Raw genomic sequence first — 17603 nt, 5'->3', positions numbered from 1 at the left:
CCTAACCAGTGCGTCACCGCGGTGTGCGGTAACTATTTATTGCGTCTTCGAGCACTGTGGCCGGCGGGCCTGTCAGCCCACCCAGCGGCCCAGTTGCTGGCGCAACCGGCGGTTCTCGGCTCGCAGCAGCTGGACCTCTTCCAATAAATCCAGGGCCAGGGCGACGCCTTCCCATTCCAACTCCAAGTCGTGCCGCAACTTCGCGGCACGCTTGGCCAAGACCAGTTCGTAATCGGTAAAGCGCCAATCCGTCGGGGCCGCGCCGTGGGGTTCGAGGATGCCATGCTCGACGATCTCGATAACATGGACATCCGCCAACGCGGCGGCCTCGCAGAATTCCGTCAGAGTCAGTTCAATGATCGGGTTGTTCATGGTCTGCTTCTCCCAATGCTTTAACTGTCGAGTCTAGCCCCTCAAGACAATCAGAAGTTCTCCCGCGGATCGAACGCAGCCTTCTTCGCCAGCTCCGCCCACAGCGCCTTGACCGCCTCGTCGTTGGCCTTGGGCATCACGGCCTTGAGCTGCACGAACAGGTAGCCGCGCTCGCCGGTCTTGTTGCGCAGGCCGTGGCCTTTGGCGCGCATGCGCTGGCCGTTCTGGCTGCCGGCCGGGACCTTGAGGTTGATCTTGCCGGTCAGGGTCGGCACCGCCACTTCGGTGCCCAGTGCCAACTCCCACGGCGCCAGGGGCAAGGTGATGATCAGGTCCTGGCCTTCGACATCGAACTTGGGGTGCGGCGCGAAACGAATGGTCAGGTACAGATCGCCATTGGCACCGCCGCCAATGCCGGGTGCACCCTGGCCTTTGAGGCGGATGCGTTCGCCGTCGGTCACGCCCAGCGGAATCTTCACGTTCAGGCTTTTGCTGGTGTTGCTCACATGCTGGCCGGCCGCGTTGTACTGCGGCACCTGGAAGCTGACTTTCTTCGACTCGCTCGAGAGGGTCTCTTCCAGGAAAATCGGTAGTTCCATTTCCACGTCTTGCCCTCGACGGCCGGCGCTGCGACCTGACTGTCCGCCACCGAAACCCGGCCCGCGATTGCCGAAGATCGAACTGAAGAAGTCCGAGAAATCCCCAGTGTCCTGCCCACCAAAACCGCCACGGCTCTGCCAGCCCGGCGGGCCCTGGAACGGCTGGCCGTGCTGGCCGTAGCGGCGCAGGTCATCGTATTCGGCGCGTTTGTCGGCGCTTTTCAGCGCTTCGTAGGCTTCGGAGACGTCCTTGAACTTGGTCTCGGCGTCCTTTTCCTTACTCACATCCGGGTGGTATTTGCGCGCCAGTTTGCGATAGGCGGCCTTGATCGTGGCGTCGTCAGCCGTCGGCTCCACACCCAGAATCTTGTAATAGTCTTTGAAGTCCATCGAAGGATCACCATCCGTTATCGATATCGCACCGCCACCCGCAGCATGCTCGTGATACAAGTCCTGAGGGTTTGACCGATCTCAAGGTTTGTGACCGGGCGGCGCTTCAGAAGTTTATCGGCAGCCGGTGGCGGTTCTTGCACCGCCCTGTGCTACCAGGCCCATGCCAGCAAGTTTGGGGGTATGAGGGCAGCTTTCAAGGCCAACGTTTACGAATTAGCGGATAACCGGCCTTCGAATCCGCGCCGCACTGACATACACTGCGCGGCCGTTTTTTCAACTGGAACCCGAAAGACATGAAAAACGCATCCCCGGCCCGTGCCTGCGGCATCGACTTTGGCACGTCCAACTCCACTGTCGGCTGGCTGCGCCCCGGCATGGAAACGTTGATCGCGCTGGAGGACGACAAGATCACCCTGCCCTCGGTGGTCTTTTTCAATCTCGAGGAGCGCCGTCCGGTGTATGGCCGCCTGGCCCTGCACGAATACCTGGAAGGCTACGAAGGCCGGCTGATGCGCTCGCTCAAGAGCCTGCTGGGCTCCAAGCTGATCAAGCACGACACCAGCGTGTTGGGCACGGCGATGCCGTTCAAGGATTTGCTGGGGTTGTTCATCGGCCAGTTGAAGAAACGCGCCGAAGCCACCGCCGGTCGGGAATTCGAAGAAGTGGTACTGGGGCGCCCGGTGTTTTTCGTCGACGACGATGAACTGGCCGACCAGGAGGCGGAGAACACCCTGGTGGACGTCGCCCGGGCCATCGGTTTCAAGGAAGTCTCATTCCAGTACGAACCCATCGCGGCGGCCTTCGATTATGAATCGACCATCGAGAAGGAAGAGCTGGTGCTGATCGTCGACATCGGCGGTGGTACCTCGGACTTCTCCCTGGTGCGCCTGTCCCCCGAGCGTCGCACCCACGACAACCGTCACGCCGACATCCTCGCCACCGGTGGCGTGCATATCGGCGGCACGGACTTCGACAAACAACTGTCGCTGGCCGGCCTGATGCCGCTGTTCGGCTACGGCAGCCGCATGAAAAGCGGCGCCTACATGCCCACCAGCCACCACATGAACCTGGCGACCTGGCACACCATCAACGCGGTGTACTCGCAGAAATCCACCCTGGCCCTGGGCAGCATGCGCTACGACATCGAAGACACTGGCGGCATCGACCGGCTGTTCAAGTTGATCGAACAGCGCGCCGGGCACTGGCTGGCGATGGAAGTGGAAGAAACCAAGATCCAGCTGACTCACAGCGACCAGCGCCACGTGCCACTGGACCGGATCGAGCCGGGCCTGAGCGTGGACCTGAGCAGAGCCTTGTTCGAGTCGGCCATCGACGGCTTGCTGGAACGGGTGCGCGGCAGCGTCTCGCAGTTGCTCAACGATGCCAACGTGCGGGTCGATCAGGTGGACACGGTGTTCTTCACCGGCGGTTCCAGCGGCATCCCGGCGCTGCGCAACAGCGTCTCGGCAATGCTGCCCCAGGCGCGGCATGTGGAAGGCAATATCTTCGGCAGCATCGGCAGCGGGTTGGCGATCGAGGCGATGAAGCGCTACGGCACGCAGGCCTGATCCAAGACCGAGGCGCAGCTATCGCGAGCAGGCTCGCTCCCACACTTGACCGGGTTTCTTCAGAAGGAATGCCGTTGACTGTGGGAGCGAGCCTGCTCGCGATGGCGCCAGATCAGACGCCACACCCACCGGTTCAAACCATCCCCACCTGCTTCAACTCACTCTTCAAGTAAGCGTAGTAAATCGGCCCCGCCACCACCCCCGGCAGACCGAATGCCGCTTCGAACACCAGCATCGCCATGAGCAACTCCCAGGACTTGGCGCTGATCTGCCCGCCGACGATGCGGGCGTTGAGGAAGTATTCGAGCTTGTGGATCACGATCAGGTAACCCAGCGCCGCCACGGCGACCCAGATCGACAGCGACAGGCCGACAATGGTGATCAGCGTGTTGGACATCAGGTTGCCGATAACCGGCAGCAGCCCCAGCAGGAAGGTCATCACGATCAGGGTCTTGGTCAGCGGCAGTTTTATCCCGAATAGCGGCAGCACCACCGCCAGGAAGATCCCGGTGAAAAAGGTGTTGAGCAGGGAAATCTTGATTTGGGCGAAGACAATGTTGCGAAACGCCTTGACCAGCAGGTTCAGGCGATCGAACAGCGCTGCGGCCAGGGGTTTGCGCTTGGTCAGGTCGGGGATGCGCTGCAAGGCAACGATGGCCCCCAGGACCATGCCGATCAGCAGCGTCACGAACATGTGGGCCGCGTCCTTGCCCACCAGTTGCAGGTCGCTCAGGTGCTTGCTCACCCAGTCACCGATCGCCACGCGGAACTCGGCGGCGCTGGCTGGCAGGTAAGCGTCGATGAACGGCGGCAACTGTCCGCGGGCACGATCGACCACCGCCATGAACTTGTCCAGGGACGCGCCAGGGTTCTCCGCTTCATGGAGCAGGAAACTGAAGGCACCGGCGAAGATCAACGTCAGCACACTGACCACCAGCGTGCCCAGCAACGCCACCGCCAGCCAGCGAGCGCGGCGGCCTTCGATCAACCGTTGCAACTGCGGGGTGAGCATGTTGACCAGCTCGAACACCAGCAACCCGGCCAGCAGGCTCGGCAACAGGCGCAGCGGCAGCACCAGCAACAGCCCACCAAAAATGATCACCCAACTGATCACCAACAACACATGACGCTGAGAAAACGTTGGCATACAGCCTCAGGACAAAACGGCGTGAAAGGATCGGCAGTCTGCCAGCGATCCGCTGACAGCACTAGGGATTGTGTCGGCCGACCTTGGTCGCAGTTCAGGGGTTTTTTGTAACTTTTGCGCCGGCCATCGCGAGCAGGCTCGCTCCCACGATGGACCGAGCACGACAAATCCACTGTGGGAGCGGGCCTGCTCGCGATGAGGCCCCCCGCAGGCGCCACTTACTTGTTCTTCAGGCAATCACTCATGAACGCCTTGCGGGCATCGCCCTTCAGGGCCTGGGTGGTGGCCGTGGCGTTGCAGGTCTTCATGCGTTCCTGGGGCGTGCTCGGCGCAGCAGGAGTGGCCTTGAGGCAGTTACTCATGAAGGCCTTGCGCTCGTCGCCCTTGAGCGCCTTGGCGGAGGCATCGGCGTTGCAGGTGGTCATCTTGGTCTGCTGCGCCGTCGCGGCGAAGCCCTGGGAACACAGCAGCAAACCAATCATCAACAAAGGCACACGAAGCATCTTCATGGTGTTTCTCCTGGCTGCCGCACGAGGGTACGGCGATGAAGTGCAGTGTAGACAAAGCCTGTTACACCTTCACCCGATTGATCCTCAGTGCCTGATATGCCGCTTTCGCGAGCAAGCCCGCTCCCACAGTTGACTGAGTTTCTTCAGGAAGAATGCGATCAACTGTGGGAGCGAGCCTGCTCGCGAAGAACGACAACGCGGTCCAACCAGCTACACCCCGGCAGCCTTCAACCGCTCGGCATGCTCGACAAACAACCGGATCGGCTCGGCCCCCTTGCCCACCAGCCCCAGCGACTGGTTGACGATATCGAAGTGGTCCAACGGATAGTCATCGCGGATGACCGTGCCCAAGTGCGAGCTGTAGCGTCCGACCATGCCGTCGCATTGCCCTACCTCCCTTACAAAGGTGCGGGCGAATAAACGGCAACTGCGGTTGGTGCCGTCGAACAGGTTGCGCCCCTTATCGGTCTTGCCCGGTTGCAAGGTGCCGGACCAGGAGTAATAGCGCACGCCGTTGACTTCTTCCGGGCCATGCCCGCCCCAGGTCACCGGCAGGCCCTGTGGATAACGCTGGTTGAACAGCGTTACCCCGGCGGTGGTCAGGGAGGCATGGGAAGCGTGGATATCCACCGGTAGCTTCGGCCCCCGATAACCAGTATCCAGCAGGCTCATCAGGGCGTTGATCAGTCGCAGCACGGCACTGAGCACGCGCCCCCCGGCACTGTCGGCCGGATAGTGGAGTTGCAGGTAATCAGCCAGCTCGGAACCGTGGTTGGTGCCGGCCACCGACGTGACCGACGCCACCAGGTCCGGGCGCTTGGCAGCTGCATAGCGGGCGGTGAGGCTGCCCTGGCTGTGGCCGATCAAATTGACTTTCTGCGCACCGGTTTGCCGCAGGATCTCCTCGATCCGCGCCAGCAATTGCTCGCCGCGAACTTCGGACGAATGCAGCGGCGAAACCTTCACCGCCACGACCACCGCCCCGCCGCGACGCAACGCCGAGACGATCCCATACCAGTACGGGTACAGCACCAGGCGTATGAACCCGAGCATGCCCGGGACCAGCACCAGCGGGTAGCGAGTGGCGCAGCGTTGCGACATGGCGACATCCTTGTGATCAAGAGGTGGTCCAGCATCGGTACCGATGATGACCAGTCTATGACACCCGTGTCACTTGCGAGCCATGAAACTGTGAGCGCTTGCTCCCGTTGGGCGGTGCAGCAGGCTTTTCTCAAAAGGTCCGTGCCAACGCCAGCAAGCGCTCCTCGGCCTCGGCACAGGACAAGGCAAAACTGCGCTCGGCCGATTCTTCGCCTTCGGCCGCCGCCACCGTCACATCGGTGATACCGATAAACCCCAGCACGGTACGCAACAGCGTATCAGCGTGGTTCATGCTCTCCAATTGGCCGCCGGGCCCGAAACCAAAATCGCCGCGACTGGTCACGATCAGCGCCTTCTTGCCCAACACCAACGGCTCGTAGTGCGACACGCCGTTATCCAGGCGGTGGTTGAACGTCAGCCCGATGCGCACGATCTGGTCGATCCAGGCCTTCACGCCACTGGGCACGCTGAAGTTGTGCATGGGCGCGGAGATCACCAGTCGATCATGGGCTTGCAACTCCTCGACCAAGGTATCGCTCAGGGCCAGGTCCGCTTGCATGATCAATGGTCGCTCCTGAGGCTCGGGGTAGAACGCCGCGGCGATGAAGGCTTCGTTGACCGGCGCGATCACCGTCCGTCCGACTTCGCGACGGGTCAATTGCGACTGTGGATGGGCAGCCTGCCACGCCGAGACAAACGCCTCGGCCAGGCGCCGGGAATGGGAGCGTTCACCACGAGGACTACCGTGCACTACAAGAATCTTGCTCATCTGAATCTCCTTTTATGCAGCTACAATCAACACTGTTCGTGCCTTGCAGCTTGATATCCAGGGCTGCTTCCAGACAAATGAGCGCTAGTTCATCTGGATGAATTAATTTCATCCATTGTGTTTTCAGGAGAGTTCAGATGTTCGCCAGCCTGCCGCTCAATGCCTTGCGCGCCTTCGAATCAGCTGCGCGGCTGCTCAGCTTCAAGGCGGCTGCGGCGGAGTTGTCGGTGACACCGACGGCGGTCTCCCATCAGATTCGAGCCTTGGAGAGCTGGCTGGGGCTGATGCTATTCGAGCGCCTGCCGCGCCAGGTACGCCTCACCGAGGGTGGGCAACGCTTGTTCCACAGCCTGCACGGGGCCTTGCTGGAGGTGGCGCAAAGTGTCGACACCCTGCGCCCGCAACGCAGCACCACCCACCTGACCCTGTCCACCACCGCCGCGTTTGCCGCCCTGTGGCTGGTGCCTCGCCTGGGCCGGTTTTATGCGCGGCACCCGAACATCAACGTGCGCCTGGACACCCATTGCGAAGTGATCGACCTGCATCAGGACGCCAGCGTCGACCTGGTGGTGCGCTACAGCCTGGAGGCCTACCCGAACCTGTACGGCATGTGCCTGTTCGATGAGAGCTTCGGGGTCTATGGCTCGCCTGAGCAGGTAGCCCTGGCGACCCGGCAGGCGCCGACGCTGATCAGCGTGCGCTGGCACAACTCCAAGCTGTACGCCCACGGTTGGGATGCCTGGTGCGCCCAGGCCGGGGAAACCTGGCTGACCCGACAGCCATGCATGCGCGAGTACGATGAGGAGCATTACGCCTTGCAAGCGGCGATTGCCGGGCAGGGCCTGGTGCTGGCGAGCAATATCCTGGCGTCCGAAAGCATCGCCAGCGGCTTGCTGGTGGGCTATCGCCCGGACGTCCAGGTCAATGGCGCCGGCTACAGTGCCCTGTGCGTCCCGGGTCGCGAACGCCATCCGCCGGTGCGGGCATTCTTCCAGTGGCTGGGAGAGGAAGCGCGGCTGTCCGGTCATGCGCTGAAAAACTCGGTAAAACTTTTTCAGGACCGCGTCACTCACATTTAGAGTGATCGCGCCAGCAGAGCGTGACGCCCAAACCGGATCAGCCTCCAGGAGAACGAGATGAGCGACATGCACTTATCCGATGTAACCACCCTGCGCGAACGTGCACGGCAGAACGTGCAGAATGGCGCAGTGACCGAAGGCTACGGCGCCGATCGACAAGAAGTCATCCGCCTGCTCAACGAAGCGCTGGCCACCGAACTGGTCTGCGTGCTGCGTTACAAGCGCCACTACTTCATGGCCGCCGGCCTCAAGGCCAGCGTGGCGGCCAACGAGTTCCTCGAACACGCGAACCAGGAAGCCGAGCACGCCGACAAACTCGCCGAGCGCATCGTGCAACTGGGCGGCGAGCCGGAGTTCAACCCCGACCTGTTGACCCGCAATTCCCACGCCCAGTACGTGGCGGGCAACACCCTCAAGGAAATGGTGTACGAGGACCTGGTGGCCGAACGGATCGCTATCGACAGCTACCGGGAAATCATCCAGTACATCGGTGAAAAAGACCCGACCACTCGACGCATCTTCGAAGACATCCTGGCCCAGGAAGAAGAGCACGCCGATGATATGGCCGACATTCTGGCCGACCTCTGATACCGCTATCGCGAGCAGGCTCGCTCCCACATTTGATCGGGTTTCTTCAGGAAGAATGCGATCCAGTGTGGGAGCGAGCCTGCTCGCGATAGGGCCAGTAGCCTCACTGCAAGACTTGGCTACCGAGTGGGCTTGACCGTCACCGGCGCCTTGCCCGCCTTCATCTGCTCTAGCAGCGGCGCGCACTGGTTCGGCTCACCGCCGCTGGGCGCCACCAGTGCCAGCAACCCGGCGGCCGGTGCGGCGATCACGCCCAATGCCACCATCCCGGCACCGCGCAGCATCAGCGGCACCGCCTTGACCCCGGCGGCGGGCTTGGCGAACGTGCCTCGTACGTACAATGGCGAGCGCAGGGAAATCAGGCGCCAGCCCTTGGACTCGGGGGTGATGGTCAGGTCCAGCTGTTCACTCGCCATGTTCGCCGTGCCGTCGATGTAGATGATCGCGTTCTCGGTGTCGAACACGAACAGGCGTGTGGTTGCCAGGCCCGTCTTGATGTCGAAGTCCGCCGCCGCACAATTGATCTTCACTTCCTTGTCGCCAAAGATTTTCCCCACCACGTAGTTGCCAACGTTCAGCCCCGCCAGTTCCATCAATTCCCGGCTGATGGCGCCATCGTTGATGAGCATTTTCAGTGTGCCGTTGGAAGTGCCCAGCAACGCCGCCACCGAATTGCCGCGTCCGGAGATATCGGCATCGCCGTTCAATTCACCGAAGCTGGTTTTCATCGGCTCAAAACCCGGAAACAGCTGCTTGAGCTTGAACCCACGCGCCGTCAACTTCGCCTGGCCTTCAAGGGGCTGGGTGTGCCCGTTCAGGCGGATCTGTGCATCGAGCCGGCCACCAGCCACGCCGAAGCGCAGGGGCTCAAGGCTCAACTGCCCATCGTTGAGCACCAGATGGGTGTAAAGGTCGGTGAACGGCAACTGTTCGCTATGGACAATGCGCTTGCCGGTGAACTCCACATCGGCGTCCATCACGCTCCAGCGCTCGGTGCGAAACTCTTCCACGGGCAAGACCTTGTCGGCCGGCTGCTTGCTGGCGCCGCCCCGGGCCTTTTGCTCGGTATTGGAGTCAGCACCGATCAGCGGCGCCAGGTCGCTGAACAGCAGTTGATTGGAGACCAGTGCGCCACTGAGTTTCGGCCTGGGCTGGCTGGCGACGTAGGCCAAGTCACCGTGGATATCGCTGTCGCCGATCTTGCCGTTGAACGCCTCATAGCGAAACAGCGCCCCACCCGGCTCATGCAACTTGGCAATCAAGCGGCCATCGGTGGCATAAGGCGGCGAATCCGGCAGGGTCACGCCGGTCAGCGGGTAGAGATGAGCCAGGCTGTTGCCGGCCAGTTTCAGACGCAAATCCAGGGCCCCGAGGTTCATCGGGTCGGTCAGGGTGCCAGCCAGTTCGACGCGGGTATCGGCGATCTTCGCCTGGGCCTGGAGTGGAAAGGGTCGTGATGCATCCTGCAAGGCCAGCAAGCCGCCGACCTTGCCGGAGCCGCTCAGGCTTTGCCCATGATACTGCCCGGTGACCTTGAAGGCGAACGCGTAGTCCTGCGGTGTCGCACCTTGGTCCTGGGCTTTTTTCGCGGCCTTGTCACCGACGATATCGCTGAACGGGATGGGTTTGCCCAGCGGGTCGATCAATAGGTCGAGGCGGGTCTTGAGCGTCTGGTCATCAAGGATGACATGGCCTTTGTCGAAGCCGATGGCGCCAATGTCCACCGCCCAGCTGGACGGCTCGGCGTCCGGGTCTTTCGGGTCGAACTGGAAGATCCAGTTGGCGCGCCCGTCGGCCAGGCGTTGCAGGTTGGCGTCGGGTTCAGTCAGGTCAATGCGCGGGATCGCCACCCGTCGGGCCAGCAGCGCCAGGGGCGAAATACGCAATTCAACACGCTTGAGCGTGACCATTTGCGGGGTTTTCGACCAGTCCGGGTTACCCAGGCTCAAGTCCTCGGCCACCACATGGGGCCAGGGCAACCAGGCTCGCCAACCCCCTTCCTCTGGCTCACGCTGCCAAGCCACCGCCAGGTTGCCGTTGATAGCGAAGGGGCGATGCAGTTCCTCGGAAACCTTGGCATTGAGCGTGGGCTTTATGCGGTTCCAGTCGAAGAAAGCGATGACCAGGACCAGCACCGCCAGCAGGACAACAAGGCTGGCAAAGCTCCAGGCGAGGATTTTCGAGGTGCGCGTCATGCACAAGGCTCCTGATGAACAAATCAGCGTCTCGCAATCGCGACGCCTTGGAAACACGAACCTGCAGTCGGTTCGTTATAAAGGGTTGGACTGGTAGAACGGCCCACAGGTGCCGATGAACGGCGCAAAAAAAGCCAGGATCCTGACCAACCAGCCAACAAACTGTTACCGCACCCGCACATTTGCGAGGCGTCGATGGGTACAAAATACCCACGACAGTGCAAAACCGCACCTCGGAAAAGCCCGTTCTAGAGCCTTCCGCGCAAACAATCAATTCCGTTGATTATTACCATTGTCTTTATGAACTTTTATATCGACTTATCGAGAGTAGCATTGCCCTCGTACCCACTTTATCGCCCTCCCAAGGAGCAACGATCATGAAACGCCAATTACTGATGAGCCTGTCCCTTTCACTGCTGGCCTCTACTGCTTTCGCACTGCCAGCTTCCGAACAAGCCACGCCACAGGTCAAGGACAGCCACTCTGTCTACAGCCAGACGGTTGCTGAAGGTGGTCGTGATCGCCTGGAAGAAAAAGGCCTGGTTCAAGATGGTTCCGACCGTACGCCACAAGGCCAGACCCTCGCAGCCGACGGTTCCGACCGCACCCCACAAGGCCAGACCCTAGCAGCCGACGGTTCCGATCGCACCCCACAAGGCCAGACCCTCGCAGCCGACGGTTCCGATCGCACCCCACAGGGCCAGACCCTGGCAGCTGACGGTTCCGATCGCACTCCACTGGGCGAAACCCTGGCCGAAGGTGGTTCTGACCGCACCCCACTGGGCGAAGCCTTGGCAGCAGACGGTGGTGACCGCGTGATCGAACGCAACAGTGCAGTGAGCTGAGCCCATGGTGGCCCGGAAAAAAGCCCGATTCCTCCAATCGGGCTTTTGACTTTTCAAGCCCTTCGTTTTCCCCAATCGATCCCTCTCTACCGTTCGACGTTGGCAAAGCCGATTTGCTAGAGTGCGTCGCTCCCATGAATCAGAAGTCAGCTTGCGATGCTGCCCCGCGCCGAACAGAAACAACAGACCCGAATTGCCCTGATGGATGCAGCCCGCCATTTGATGGAGTGTGGCCGGGGATTCGGTAGCCTGAGCCTGCGGGAAGTTGCCAGGACGGCAGGCATCGTGCCCACCGGATTCTACCGGCACTTCGACGACATGGACCAACTGGGCCTGGCACTGGTCTGCGAAGTCGGCCAGACCTTTCGCGAAACCATCCGCCTGGTACGCCACAACGAATTCGTCATGGGCGGCATTATCGATGCCTCAGTGCGGATCTTTCTCGATGTGGTGCAGGCCAACCGCTCACAGTTCCTGTTCCTGGCCCGCGAGCAATACGGCGGCTCCCTGCCGGTGCGCCAGGCCATCGCCCAACTGCGCGAAGACATCAGCTCGGACCTGGCTGCCGACCTGGCCTTGATGCCCAAGCTGCAGCACCTGGACCTCGCAGCCCTGGGGGTGATGGCCGACCTCATCGTCAAGAGCGTGTTCGCCACCCTGCCGGACATCATCGACCCACCCGCTCACGCGCTCCCCGAACACCTCACGCCCCAGGCGAAGATTACCCAGCAACTGCGGTTCATCTTTATCGGCCTCAAGCATTGGCAAGGGCTGGGCAGTACCGAATGAACCCCGATGTACCCACTGTGGGAGCAAGCTCGCTCCCACAGGTTCTTTTTGTGTCAGTCGCAAAATGGTGCGCAATATCCGGACACGCACCAATATGGCACGCAATCCGCCCCATCCTGAAACGCCATCCCAGCTATTTCCTACACCTCCTTCGATTGGCAAGCCCCTTGCTCTAAACACAGCACTGTTCATTGCTGGAAGCACTCCGATGCTGGTGATTCACCGCAGAATCGACACTCAACCGCGCTGGGACGCCGAGTTGCACCTGACCTTCGACGCCCGCAGCAAAAGCCGCCTGCGCTGTTTCAGTGCCGAGGGTGAAGACGTGGGGTTGTTCCTTGAGCGAGGCCAGCCGCCGTTATACGACGGCGAATGCCTGCAAGCCGAAGACGGTCGCATCGTGCGCGTCTGTGCCCGCGCCGAGCAATTGCTGCATGTCACCTGCGCCAACGCGTTCGAACTGACCCGCGCCGCCTATCACCTGGGCAATCGTCATGTCGCCCTGCAAGTGGGCGACGGCTGGTTGCGCCTGTTGGACGATTACGTACTCAAGGCGATGCTCGAACAACTGGGGGCCCGCGCCGAATCCATCGAAGCGCCGTTCCAACCGGAACACGGCGCCTATGGTGGCGGCCATCATCATTCCCGGCACGGCGACGAAGATTTCAACTACGCGCCACGCCTGCATCAATTCGGCGTGCGCACATGAACCCGGCCTGGGCGCTGCTGCGTCTGGCCAGCCCACAGTTGCCAATTGGCGGCTACAGCTATTCCCAAGGGCTGGAGATGGCGGTGGACAACGGCCAAGTAAAAAATCCCGACGACGCACGTCGCTGGATCAGCGATCAATTGCTGCTGAACCTGGCCCGCTTCGAAGCGCCCTTGTTGCTGGCTCACTGCACCGCAGCAGCCGCTGACGATTGGGACGCGCTGCTGCAACATTGTGAAGCGCACCGCGCCAGCCGGGAAACCCGTGAGCTGTATCAGGAAAGCCGGCAAATGGGCTACTCGTTGCAGCAACTGCTCGCCGGCCTGCCGGAGCTCGACGCCACCGCACGGGGCTTTCTGGAACAACGCAGCGAGCCGCACCTGGCATTGTGCTGGGCCCTGGCCGCCCGCGCCTGGCATATCGCCCCCCAGGACGCCCTCGCCGCCTGGCTGTGGAGTTGGCTGGAAAACCAACTGGCAGTGCTGATGAAAACCCTGCCCCTGGGCCAGCAAGCCGCCCAGCGCCTGACCAGCGAACTGCTGCCGCTGTTGCAACAGGCCCAGCACAACGCCTCGAACCTCGATCCCGATCATTACGGCAGCGCCGCGTTTGGCCTGTCCCTGGCGTGCATGGCCCATGAGCGCCAGTACAGCCGTCTGTTCCGTTCCTAGGAGACACCCATGAATACACAACCTCTGCGCGTCGGTATCGGCGGCCCGGTGGGTTCCGGCAAGACCGCCCTGACCTTGGCCCTGTGCCTGGCCCTGCGTGAACGCTACAACCTGGCGGTGGTCACCAACGACATCTACACCCGCGAAGACGCCGATTTCCTGGTACGCAACGAGGCCCTGGCGCCGGAGCGGATCATCGGCGTGGAAACCGGCGGCTGCCCGCACACGGCGATTCGCGAAGATGCGTCGATCAACCTTGAGGCGGTGGATCAGTTGAATCGACGCTTCCCGGGCCTGGACCTGATCCTGGTGGAATCGGGCGGTGACAACCTATCAGCGACCTTCAGCCCCGAGCTGTCGGACCTGACGATCTATGTGATCGACGTCTCGGCCGGCGACAAGCTGCCGCGCAAGGGCGGACCGGGCATCTGCAAATCAGACCTGCTGGTGATCAACAAAATCGACCTGGCACCGCTGGTGGGCGCGTCCCTGGAAATGATGGACAGCGACACCCGGCGGATGCGCAACGGCAAGCCCTTCGTGTTCAGCAACCAGAAGACCGGCCAGGGCCTGGACGACATCATCGCCTTCATCGAACGCCAGGGCCTGCTGACCGCCGCCTGATCTTTCCGACTGACCACAAGGAAGCCTATCCATGACCTTCAAACGTATCCTCGGCGCCCTCGCCCTGCTACTGACCCCAGCCCTGGCCTTCGCCCATCCCGGCCACGGCGACAACGGTCTGATCGCCGGCCTCGGCCACCCCATCGGCGGGCTCGACCATTTGCTGGCGATGCTCGCGGTCGGCTTATGGGCCGCACAACAACAGGGTGCCGCACGCTGGGCGCTGCCGTGCACCTTCGTCGGCACGATGCTGCTCGGCGGCCTGCTGGGCTTTGAAGGCCTGGCGCTGCCGGCGCTGGAAGGCGGGATCGCCGCCTCGGTGCTCGCCCTGGGCCTGGCGGTGGCACTGGCCGTGCGTCCGCCGTTGAGCCTGGCAATCGGCGCGACGGCACTGTTTGCGCTGTTCCATGGCGTGGCCCATGGCCTGGAACTGCCAGACATGTCGAGCCCCTGGGCCTATGCGGCAGGGTTCGTCGCGGCCACGGCGGCGCTGCACGGCGCAGGTTTTGCCCTGGTGCGGGTGATGCCACGAGCGGCGGCGCCATTGGTTCGGTTGGCTGGGGCGGCTTCTGCGGCGACCGGGGTTTGGTTGTTGGCCGGTTGATTTCAAGCGCCCGTTAAGGCCTCATCGCGAGCAGGCTCGCTCCCACATTAATCGGTGTACACCATACCCTGTGGGAGCGAGCCTGCTCGCGATGGCGGACTCGCAGGCCCCTCATCTCTCGGGCCTGCCACTCTGCTACCATGTCGCGCAATCGCCCCCAGCCGTGACGACGTCCGCCAATGCCTGATGCTTCCCGCCCCGCCCCCCAGCCTGAATTGACCGCCCTGTTCGCCACGGTGCGTGAGCATTTTCACGAGGTGATCGTGCCAATGTGGCAAGGCCCGGGCTGGAATGCCGAACTGGCGTTGCCCTACGAATCCCTGGATGCCAGGCATGCGCCGCTGCCGCCCCAGCGCTACCGCGCCATGGCCTGTGCACGGCAGTTGTATGTGTTCGCCAGCCTGATTGGCGAAGTGCCCCAGGCCGAGGAGCGGGCCAGCGCATTGTTCCGCTCGTTGCAACGGCACTTCCACGATGCCGAACATGGCGGCTGGTTCTACAGCATCGACCCGCAGGGCACACCGCTGGACACCAGCAAGGACCTTTACACCCACGCCTTTATCCTGTTCGCCTGCGCCCATTACTGGGGCAAGGTTCGCGAACCGCTGGTGGAATCGGTGCTCAACGCCAGCCTGGAGGTCATTGCCCAGCGCTTTGCCAGTGCAGACGGCCTCTACGAAGCCAGCCTCAAGCGCGACTGGTCGACGAGCGGATCCGGCCCGTTGCAAAACCCGTTGATGCACCTGGCCGAAGCGTTCCTCGCCACCCTCGCGGTCCGCGAAGACGCCAACGTCCGCCAAGCGTTGCTGAGCCTGTGCGACGGGATGGCCAAGCATTTCATCGAACCGCAGCAACGGGTCATGATGGAAAAACCACTCAAGGCTGTGGATAACTGGTTCGAGCCAGGTCACCAGTTCGAATGGTATTACTTGCTGGCCTCATCGCCCCTGTTGCGCAACGGCAAGTTGCACACCGCCCTGGAACACAGCTTCGGCCATACCGAACAACGCGGCGTCGAGCCGGACTCCGGTGCGGTGTGCGCGATGCTGGACCTGGAGCCACAAGCAGGCCCACGCGATGCCACCCAACGAATCTGGGCTCAGGCGGAATACTTGCGGGCGCTGACATTGCGTTCGGGAAGCGAAGGGACTTTGTTGTCTCAACTACGGGCGTTGCAACAGCATTTCCTGCATGCCAAGGGCTGGAACGAATGCCTGGACGCCGATGGCATGGTCAGCCGTCGGGACATGCCGTCCACCACGCCGTATCACCTGCTGACCTGCTATCGCGGGCTGGCCGATTATCTAGGCTGATTGGCAAACCGCTATCGCGGGCAAGCCTTGCTCCCACAGGGATTTGAGCAGCCCTGCCCCCCCAGGGATAGATCAAGCCTGTGGGAACAGCCCTATTTCCCAGAAATGAATCAAAACCTGTGGGAGCAAGGCTTGCCCGCGATGAACGATAACGCGGTCTTATGTTTTGTTGCGCTCAATGGCGAAACCAGCCCAGGTCTGGCTCACCGGCATCAGCTCCAGGCTGTTGATGTTGATGTGCGCGGGAGTGTTGAGCACCCAGAAAATCGTATCGGCGATGTCCTGTGGCTGGATCGGCTCGGCACCGGCGTAGGTGGCGTTGTAGCGCTCCTGGTCGCCACCGAAGCGCACCAGGGAAAACTCGCTTTCGCACAGGCCTGGCTCAATATTGCTCACCCGCACGCCCGTGCCTTGCAAGTCGCAACGCAGGTTCAGGGAAAACTGTTTGACGAACGCCTTGCTCGCGCCATACACGTGGCTGCCCGGATACGGGTAGTTGCCGGCGATGGAACCCAGGTTGACGATCCCGGCCCCTCGGCCGTGGGCGATCAGGCGCGGCAGCAGCAGGCGAGTGCTATAGATCAGCCCTTTCACATTGGTGTCGACCATGGTGTCCCAGTCATCGAGATCACACTTGGGCGCCGGGTCGACGCCCAGGGCCAGGCCGGCGTTGTTGATCAGCCCGCGCAATTTGGCGAAGGACGGCGGCAGGTTGGCGATTGCCTCTTCCATGGCCTTGCGATCACGCACGTCCAGGACCAGACCATGGACTTCGGTCTGCTTCGACAACTCGGTACAGAGAGCATTGAGGCGTTCTTCACGACGACCGGTCAGCACCAGTTTCCAACCGGCCTCGGCAAAACGACGGGCACAGGCTTCACCAAAACCGGACGTCGCGCCGGTGATAAACAGGGTGTCAGACATCGTGTTCTCCTTGTTTGAACTTCAAAAGCCGTTGAATGGAAACGGCACACAGCATGCCCGGCCTGGCACGCTGGGAGCAAGGCTTGCACACGCGCGTTGCCCCACAACTGCTCATAAAACATCCAATCCAGGCAAGGCCTTGTCCAACAAGGCCCGCAGCCGGTTGCCCGCATCTTATCCACAGGCACGTCCACAGTAATCGGGGGCAAGTGCAAATCCCGCAAGCCGCTGTGCATAAGGCTTTGCGAGGTATTTGGAAATTTTTTTCGCTTGACCCTGCAAGTAACGTTGTGCAACGCAATTTATCTGCTATAAGCCGACACTCGGTGGGCGATGGCTCCAAGCCAGTAACGACGGCCCTCAGCGCGGTCTTTCCAGAGTTTAATCACAGACTTATCCACAGGCTTGCCCGCAGAATTTCGAGCCCATTGCAGCGCCCATAAAAGTGTTGACAACAGCTCCTTGAGCTTGACCAAAAACACCTGATCAAAAAATAACCACAGCCCTGCAAGCCACGTATTCAAAGGCTTGCAGCCAGCTACTCCCACGTTACCCACAGCCAGTTCCACAGCAAACGGGGACAAGTCAAAACCGTGACAAAACAACTGTTTGCGGCGACTTTATGTCGCGGTTTCGCAGGGGCTCAGGATTGTTGTCCACAATTCTTCGGCACAGCCAAAATCCCATTGTGGGAGCGGGCTTGCTCGCGAAGGTGGCGGGTCAGTCAACATTGACGTCCCCGGCACTCCGCTTTCGCGAGCAAGCCCGCTCCCACAGGGGTTTTCGGTGGGTTGAAGAATAAAA

The 17603-nt window shown here is 61.6% G+C and carries 18 protein-coding genes; 10 read left to right on the top strand and 8 right to left on the bottom strand.

Annotation, left to right across the window (positions count from 1 at the left end):
• Positions 1 to 72: 72 nt before the first annotated feature.
• Positions 73 to 372 carry a chaperone modulator CbpM gene (locus PBDP_RS03270; protein ID WP_109752204.1) on the bottom strand — a complete coding sequence of 100 codons (300 nt, stop codon included), beginning with the start codon at positions 370 to 372 and terminating at the stop codon, positions 73 to 75.
• Between the two features lie 50 nt (positions 373 to 422).
• Positions 423 to 1361 (bottom strand): DnaJ C-terminal domain-containing protein, encoded by a 939-nt coding sequence (locus PBDP_RS03265; protein ID WP_163855516.1) that lies wholly within the window; start codon positions 1359 to 1361, stop codon positions 423 to 425.
• Between the two features lie 296 nt (positions 1362 to 1657).
• On the opposite strand from PBDP_RS03265, the gene PBDP_RS03260 reads away from it, so the two are divergent.
• A complete protein-coding gene (locus PBDP_RS03260; protein WP_109752202.1) occupies positions 1658 to 2932 on the top strand; it encodes an Hsp70 family protein in 1275 nt (424 codons plus the stop codon).
• Between the two features lie 133 nt (positions 2933 to 3065).
• On the opposite strand, the gene PBDP_RS03255 is transcribed toward PBDP_RS03260, so the two are convergent.
• The 4 genes from PBDP_RS03255 to PBDP_RS03240 form a co-directional block, all read right to left on the bottom strand.
• Entirely contained in the window at positions 3066 to 4079 is a 1014-nt protein-coding gene (locus tag PBDP_RS03255; RefSeq protein ID WP_109752201.1) for an AI-2E family transporter, read from the bottom strand.
• Between the two features lie 218 nt (positions 4080 to 4297).
• Complete coding sequence (locus PBDP_RS03250) at positions 4298 to 4588, bottom strand: PsiF family protein (protein WP_116834059.1); 291 nt, start codon at positions 4586 to 4588, stop codon at positions 4298 to 4300.
• Positions 4589 to 4798: 210 nt separating this feature from the next.
• Positions 4799 to 5689, bottom strand: a complete 891-nt coding sequence (locus PBDP_RS03245; protein ID WP_109752199.1) for an esterase/lipase family protein — start codon at positions 5687 to 5689, stop codon at positions 4799 to 4801.
• 130 nt (positions 5690 to 5819) lie between these two features.
• Positions 5820 to 6458, bottom strand: a complete 639-nt coding sequence (locus tag PBDP_RS03240) for an FMN-dependent NADH-azoreductase (protein WP_212801806.1) — start codon at positions 6456 to 6458, stop codon at positions 5820 to 5822.
• 137 nt (positions 6459 to 6595) lie between these two features.
• Between PBDP_RS03240 and PBDP_RS03235 the strand changes: the two genes are divergently transcribed.
• Both PBDP_RS03235 and PBDP_RS03230 read left to right on the top strand, forming a co-directional pair.
• Positions 6596 to 7537 carry a LysR substrate-binding domain-containing protein gene (locus PBDP_RS03235; protein ID WP_116834057.1) on the top strand — a complete coding sequence of 314 codons (942 nt, stop codon included), beginning with the start codon at positions 6596 to 6598 and terminating at the stop codon, positions 7535 to 7537.
• A 57-nt stretch (positions 7538 to 7594) separates the two neighbouring features.
• Positions 7595 to 8125, top strand: coding sequence for a ferritin-like domain-containing protein (locus tag PBDP_RS03230; protein ID WP_109752196.1), 531 nt, complete (start codon positions 7595 to 7597; stop codon positions 8123 to 8125).
• Positions 8126 to 8244: 119 nt separating this feature from the next.
• Here the strand turns inward: PBDP_RS03230 and PBDP_RS03225 are convergent, their stop codons facing one another.
• Positions 8245 to 10320 (bottom strand): AsmA family protein, encoded by a 2076-nt coding sequence (locus PBDP_RS03225; protein ID WP_109752195.1) that lies wholly within the window; start codon positions 10318 to 10320, stop codon positions 8245 to 8247.
• A gap of 377 nt (positions 10321 to 10697) precedes the next feature.
• Between PBDP_RS03225 and PBDP_RS03220 the strand changes: the two genes are divergently transcribed.
• The 7 genes from PBDP_RS03220 to PBDP_RS03190 all read left to right on the top strand — a co-directional run bounded on the left by PBDP_RS03220 (position 10698) and on the right by PBDP_RS03190 (position 15875).
• The gene (locus tag PBDP_RS03220) at positions 10698 to 11165 is read left to right on the top strand and encodes a hypothetical protein (RefSeq protein ID WP_116834056.1); all 468 of its coding nucleotides are present in this window, start codon (positions 10698 to 10700) and stop codon (positions 11163 to 11165) included.
• Between the two features lie 156 nt (positions 11166 to 11321).
• Positions 11322 to 11954, top strand: coding sequence for a TetR family transcriptional regulator (locus tag PBDP_RS03215; RefSeq protein WP_109752193.1), 633 nt, complete (start codon positions 11322 to 11324; stop codon positions 11952 to 11954).
• 208 nt (positions 11955 to 12162) lie between these two features.
• Positions 12163 to 12663, top strand: a complete 501-nt coding sequence (ureE, locus tag PBDP_RS03210; protein ID WP_063323158.1) for an urease accessory protein UreE — start codon at positions 12163 to 12165, stop codon at positions 12661 to 12663.
• Positions 12660 to 13334, top strand: coding sequence for an urease accessory protein UreF (locus PBDP_RS03205; protein WP_116834055.1), 675 nt, complete (start codon positions 12660 to 12662; stop codon positions 13332 to 13334). The genes ureE and PBDP_RS03205 overlap by 4 nt, the downstream gene beginning before the upstream one ends.
• Positions 13335 to 13343: 9 nt before the next feature.
• The gene (gene ureG / locus PBDP_RS03200) at positions 13344 to 13958 is read left to right on the top strand and encodes an urease accessory protein UreG (protein ID WP_003197309.1); all 615 of its coding nucleotides are present in this window, start codon (positions 13344 to 13346) and stop codon (positions 13956 to 13958) included.
• Positions 13959 to 13989: 31 nt separating this feature from the next.
• A complete protein-coding gene (locus PBDP_RS03195; protein WP_109752191.1) occupies positions 13990 to 14562 on the top strand; it encodes a HupE/UreJ family protein in 573 nt (190 codons plus the stop codon).
• Between the two features lie 179 nt (positions 14563 to 14741).
• Positions 14742 to 15875 carry an AGE family epimerase/isomerase gene (locus PBDP_RS03190; protein WP_212801805.1) on the top strand — a complete coding sequence of 378 codons (1134 nt, stop codon included), beginning with the start codon at positions 14742 to 14744 and terminating at the stop codon, positions 15873 to 15875.
• A gap of 159 nt (positions 15876 to 16034) precedes the next feature.
• Here PBDP_RS03190 and PBDP_RS03185 read toward each other — a convergent pair whose 3' ends face one another.
• Positions 16035 to 16799 carry an SDR family oxidoreductase gene (locus PBDP_RS03185; RefSeq protein WP_212801804.1) on the bottom strand — a complete coding sequence of 255 codons (765 nt, stop codon included), beginning with the start codon at positions 16797 to 16799 and terminating at the stop codon, positions 16035 to 16037.
• Positions 16800 to 17603 lie beyond the last annotated feature (804 nt).

It is taken from the genome of Pseudomonas sp. St290 (assembly GCF_018325805.1).
In the GTDB taxonomy this organism is placed as follows: Bacteria; Pseudomonadota; Gammaproteobacteria; order Pseudomonadales; family Pseudomonadaceae; genus Aquipseudomonas; species Aquipseudomonas bijieensis.
The sequence above is the reverse complement of the archived record's forward strand: the minus strand, read 5'-3'. Positions and strand labels throughout refer to the sequence as shown.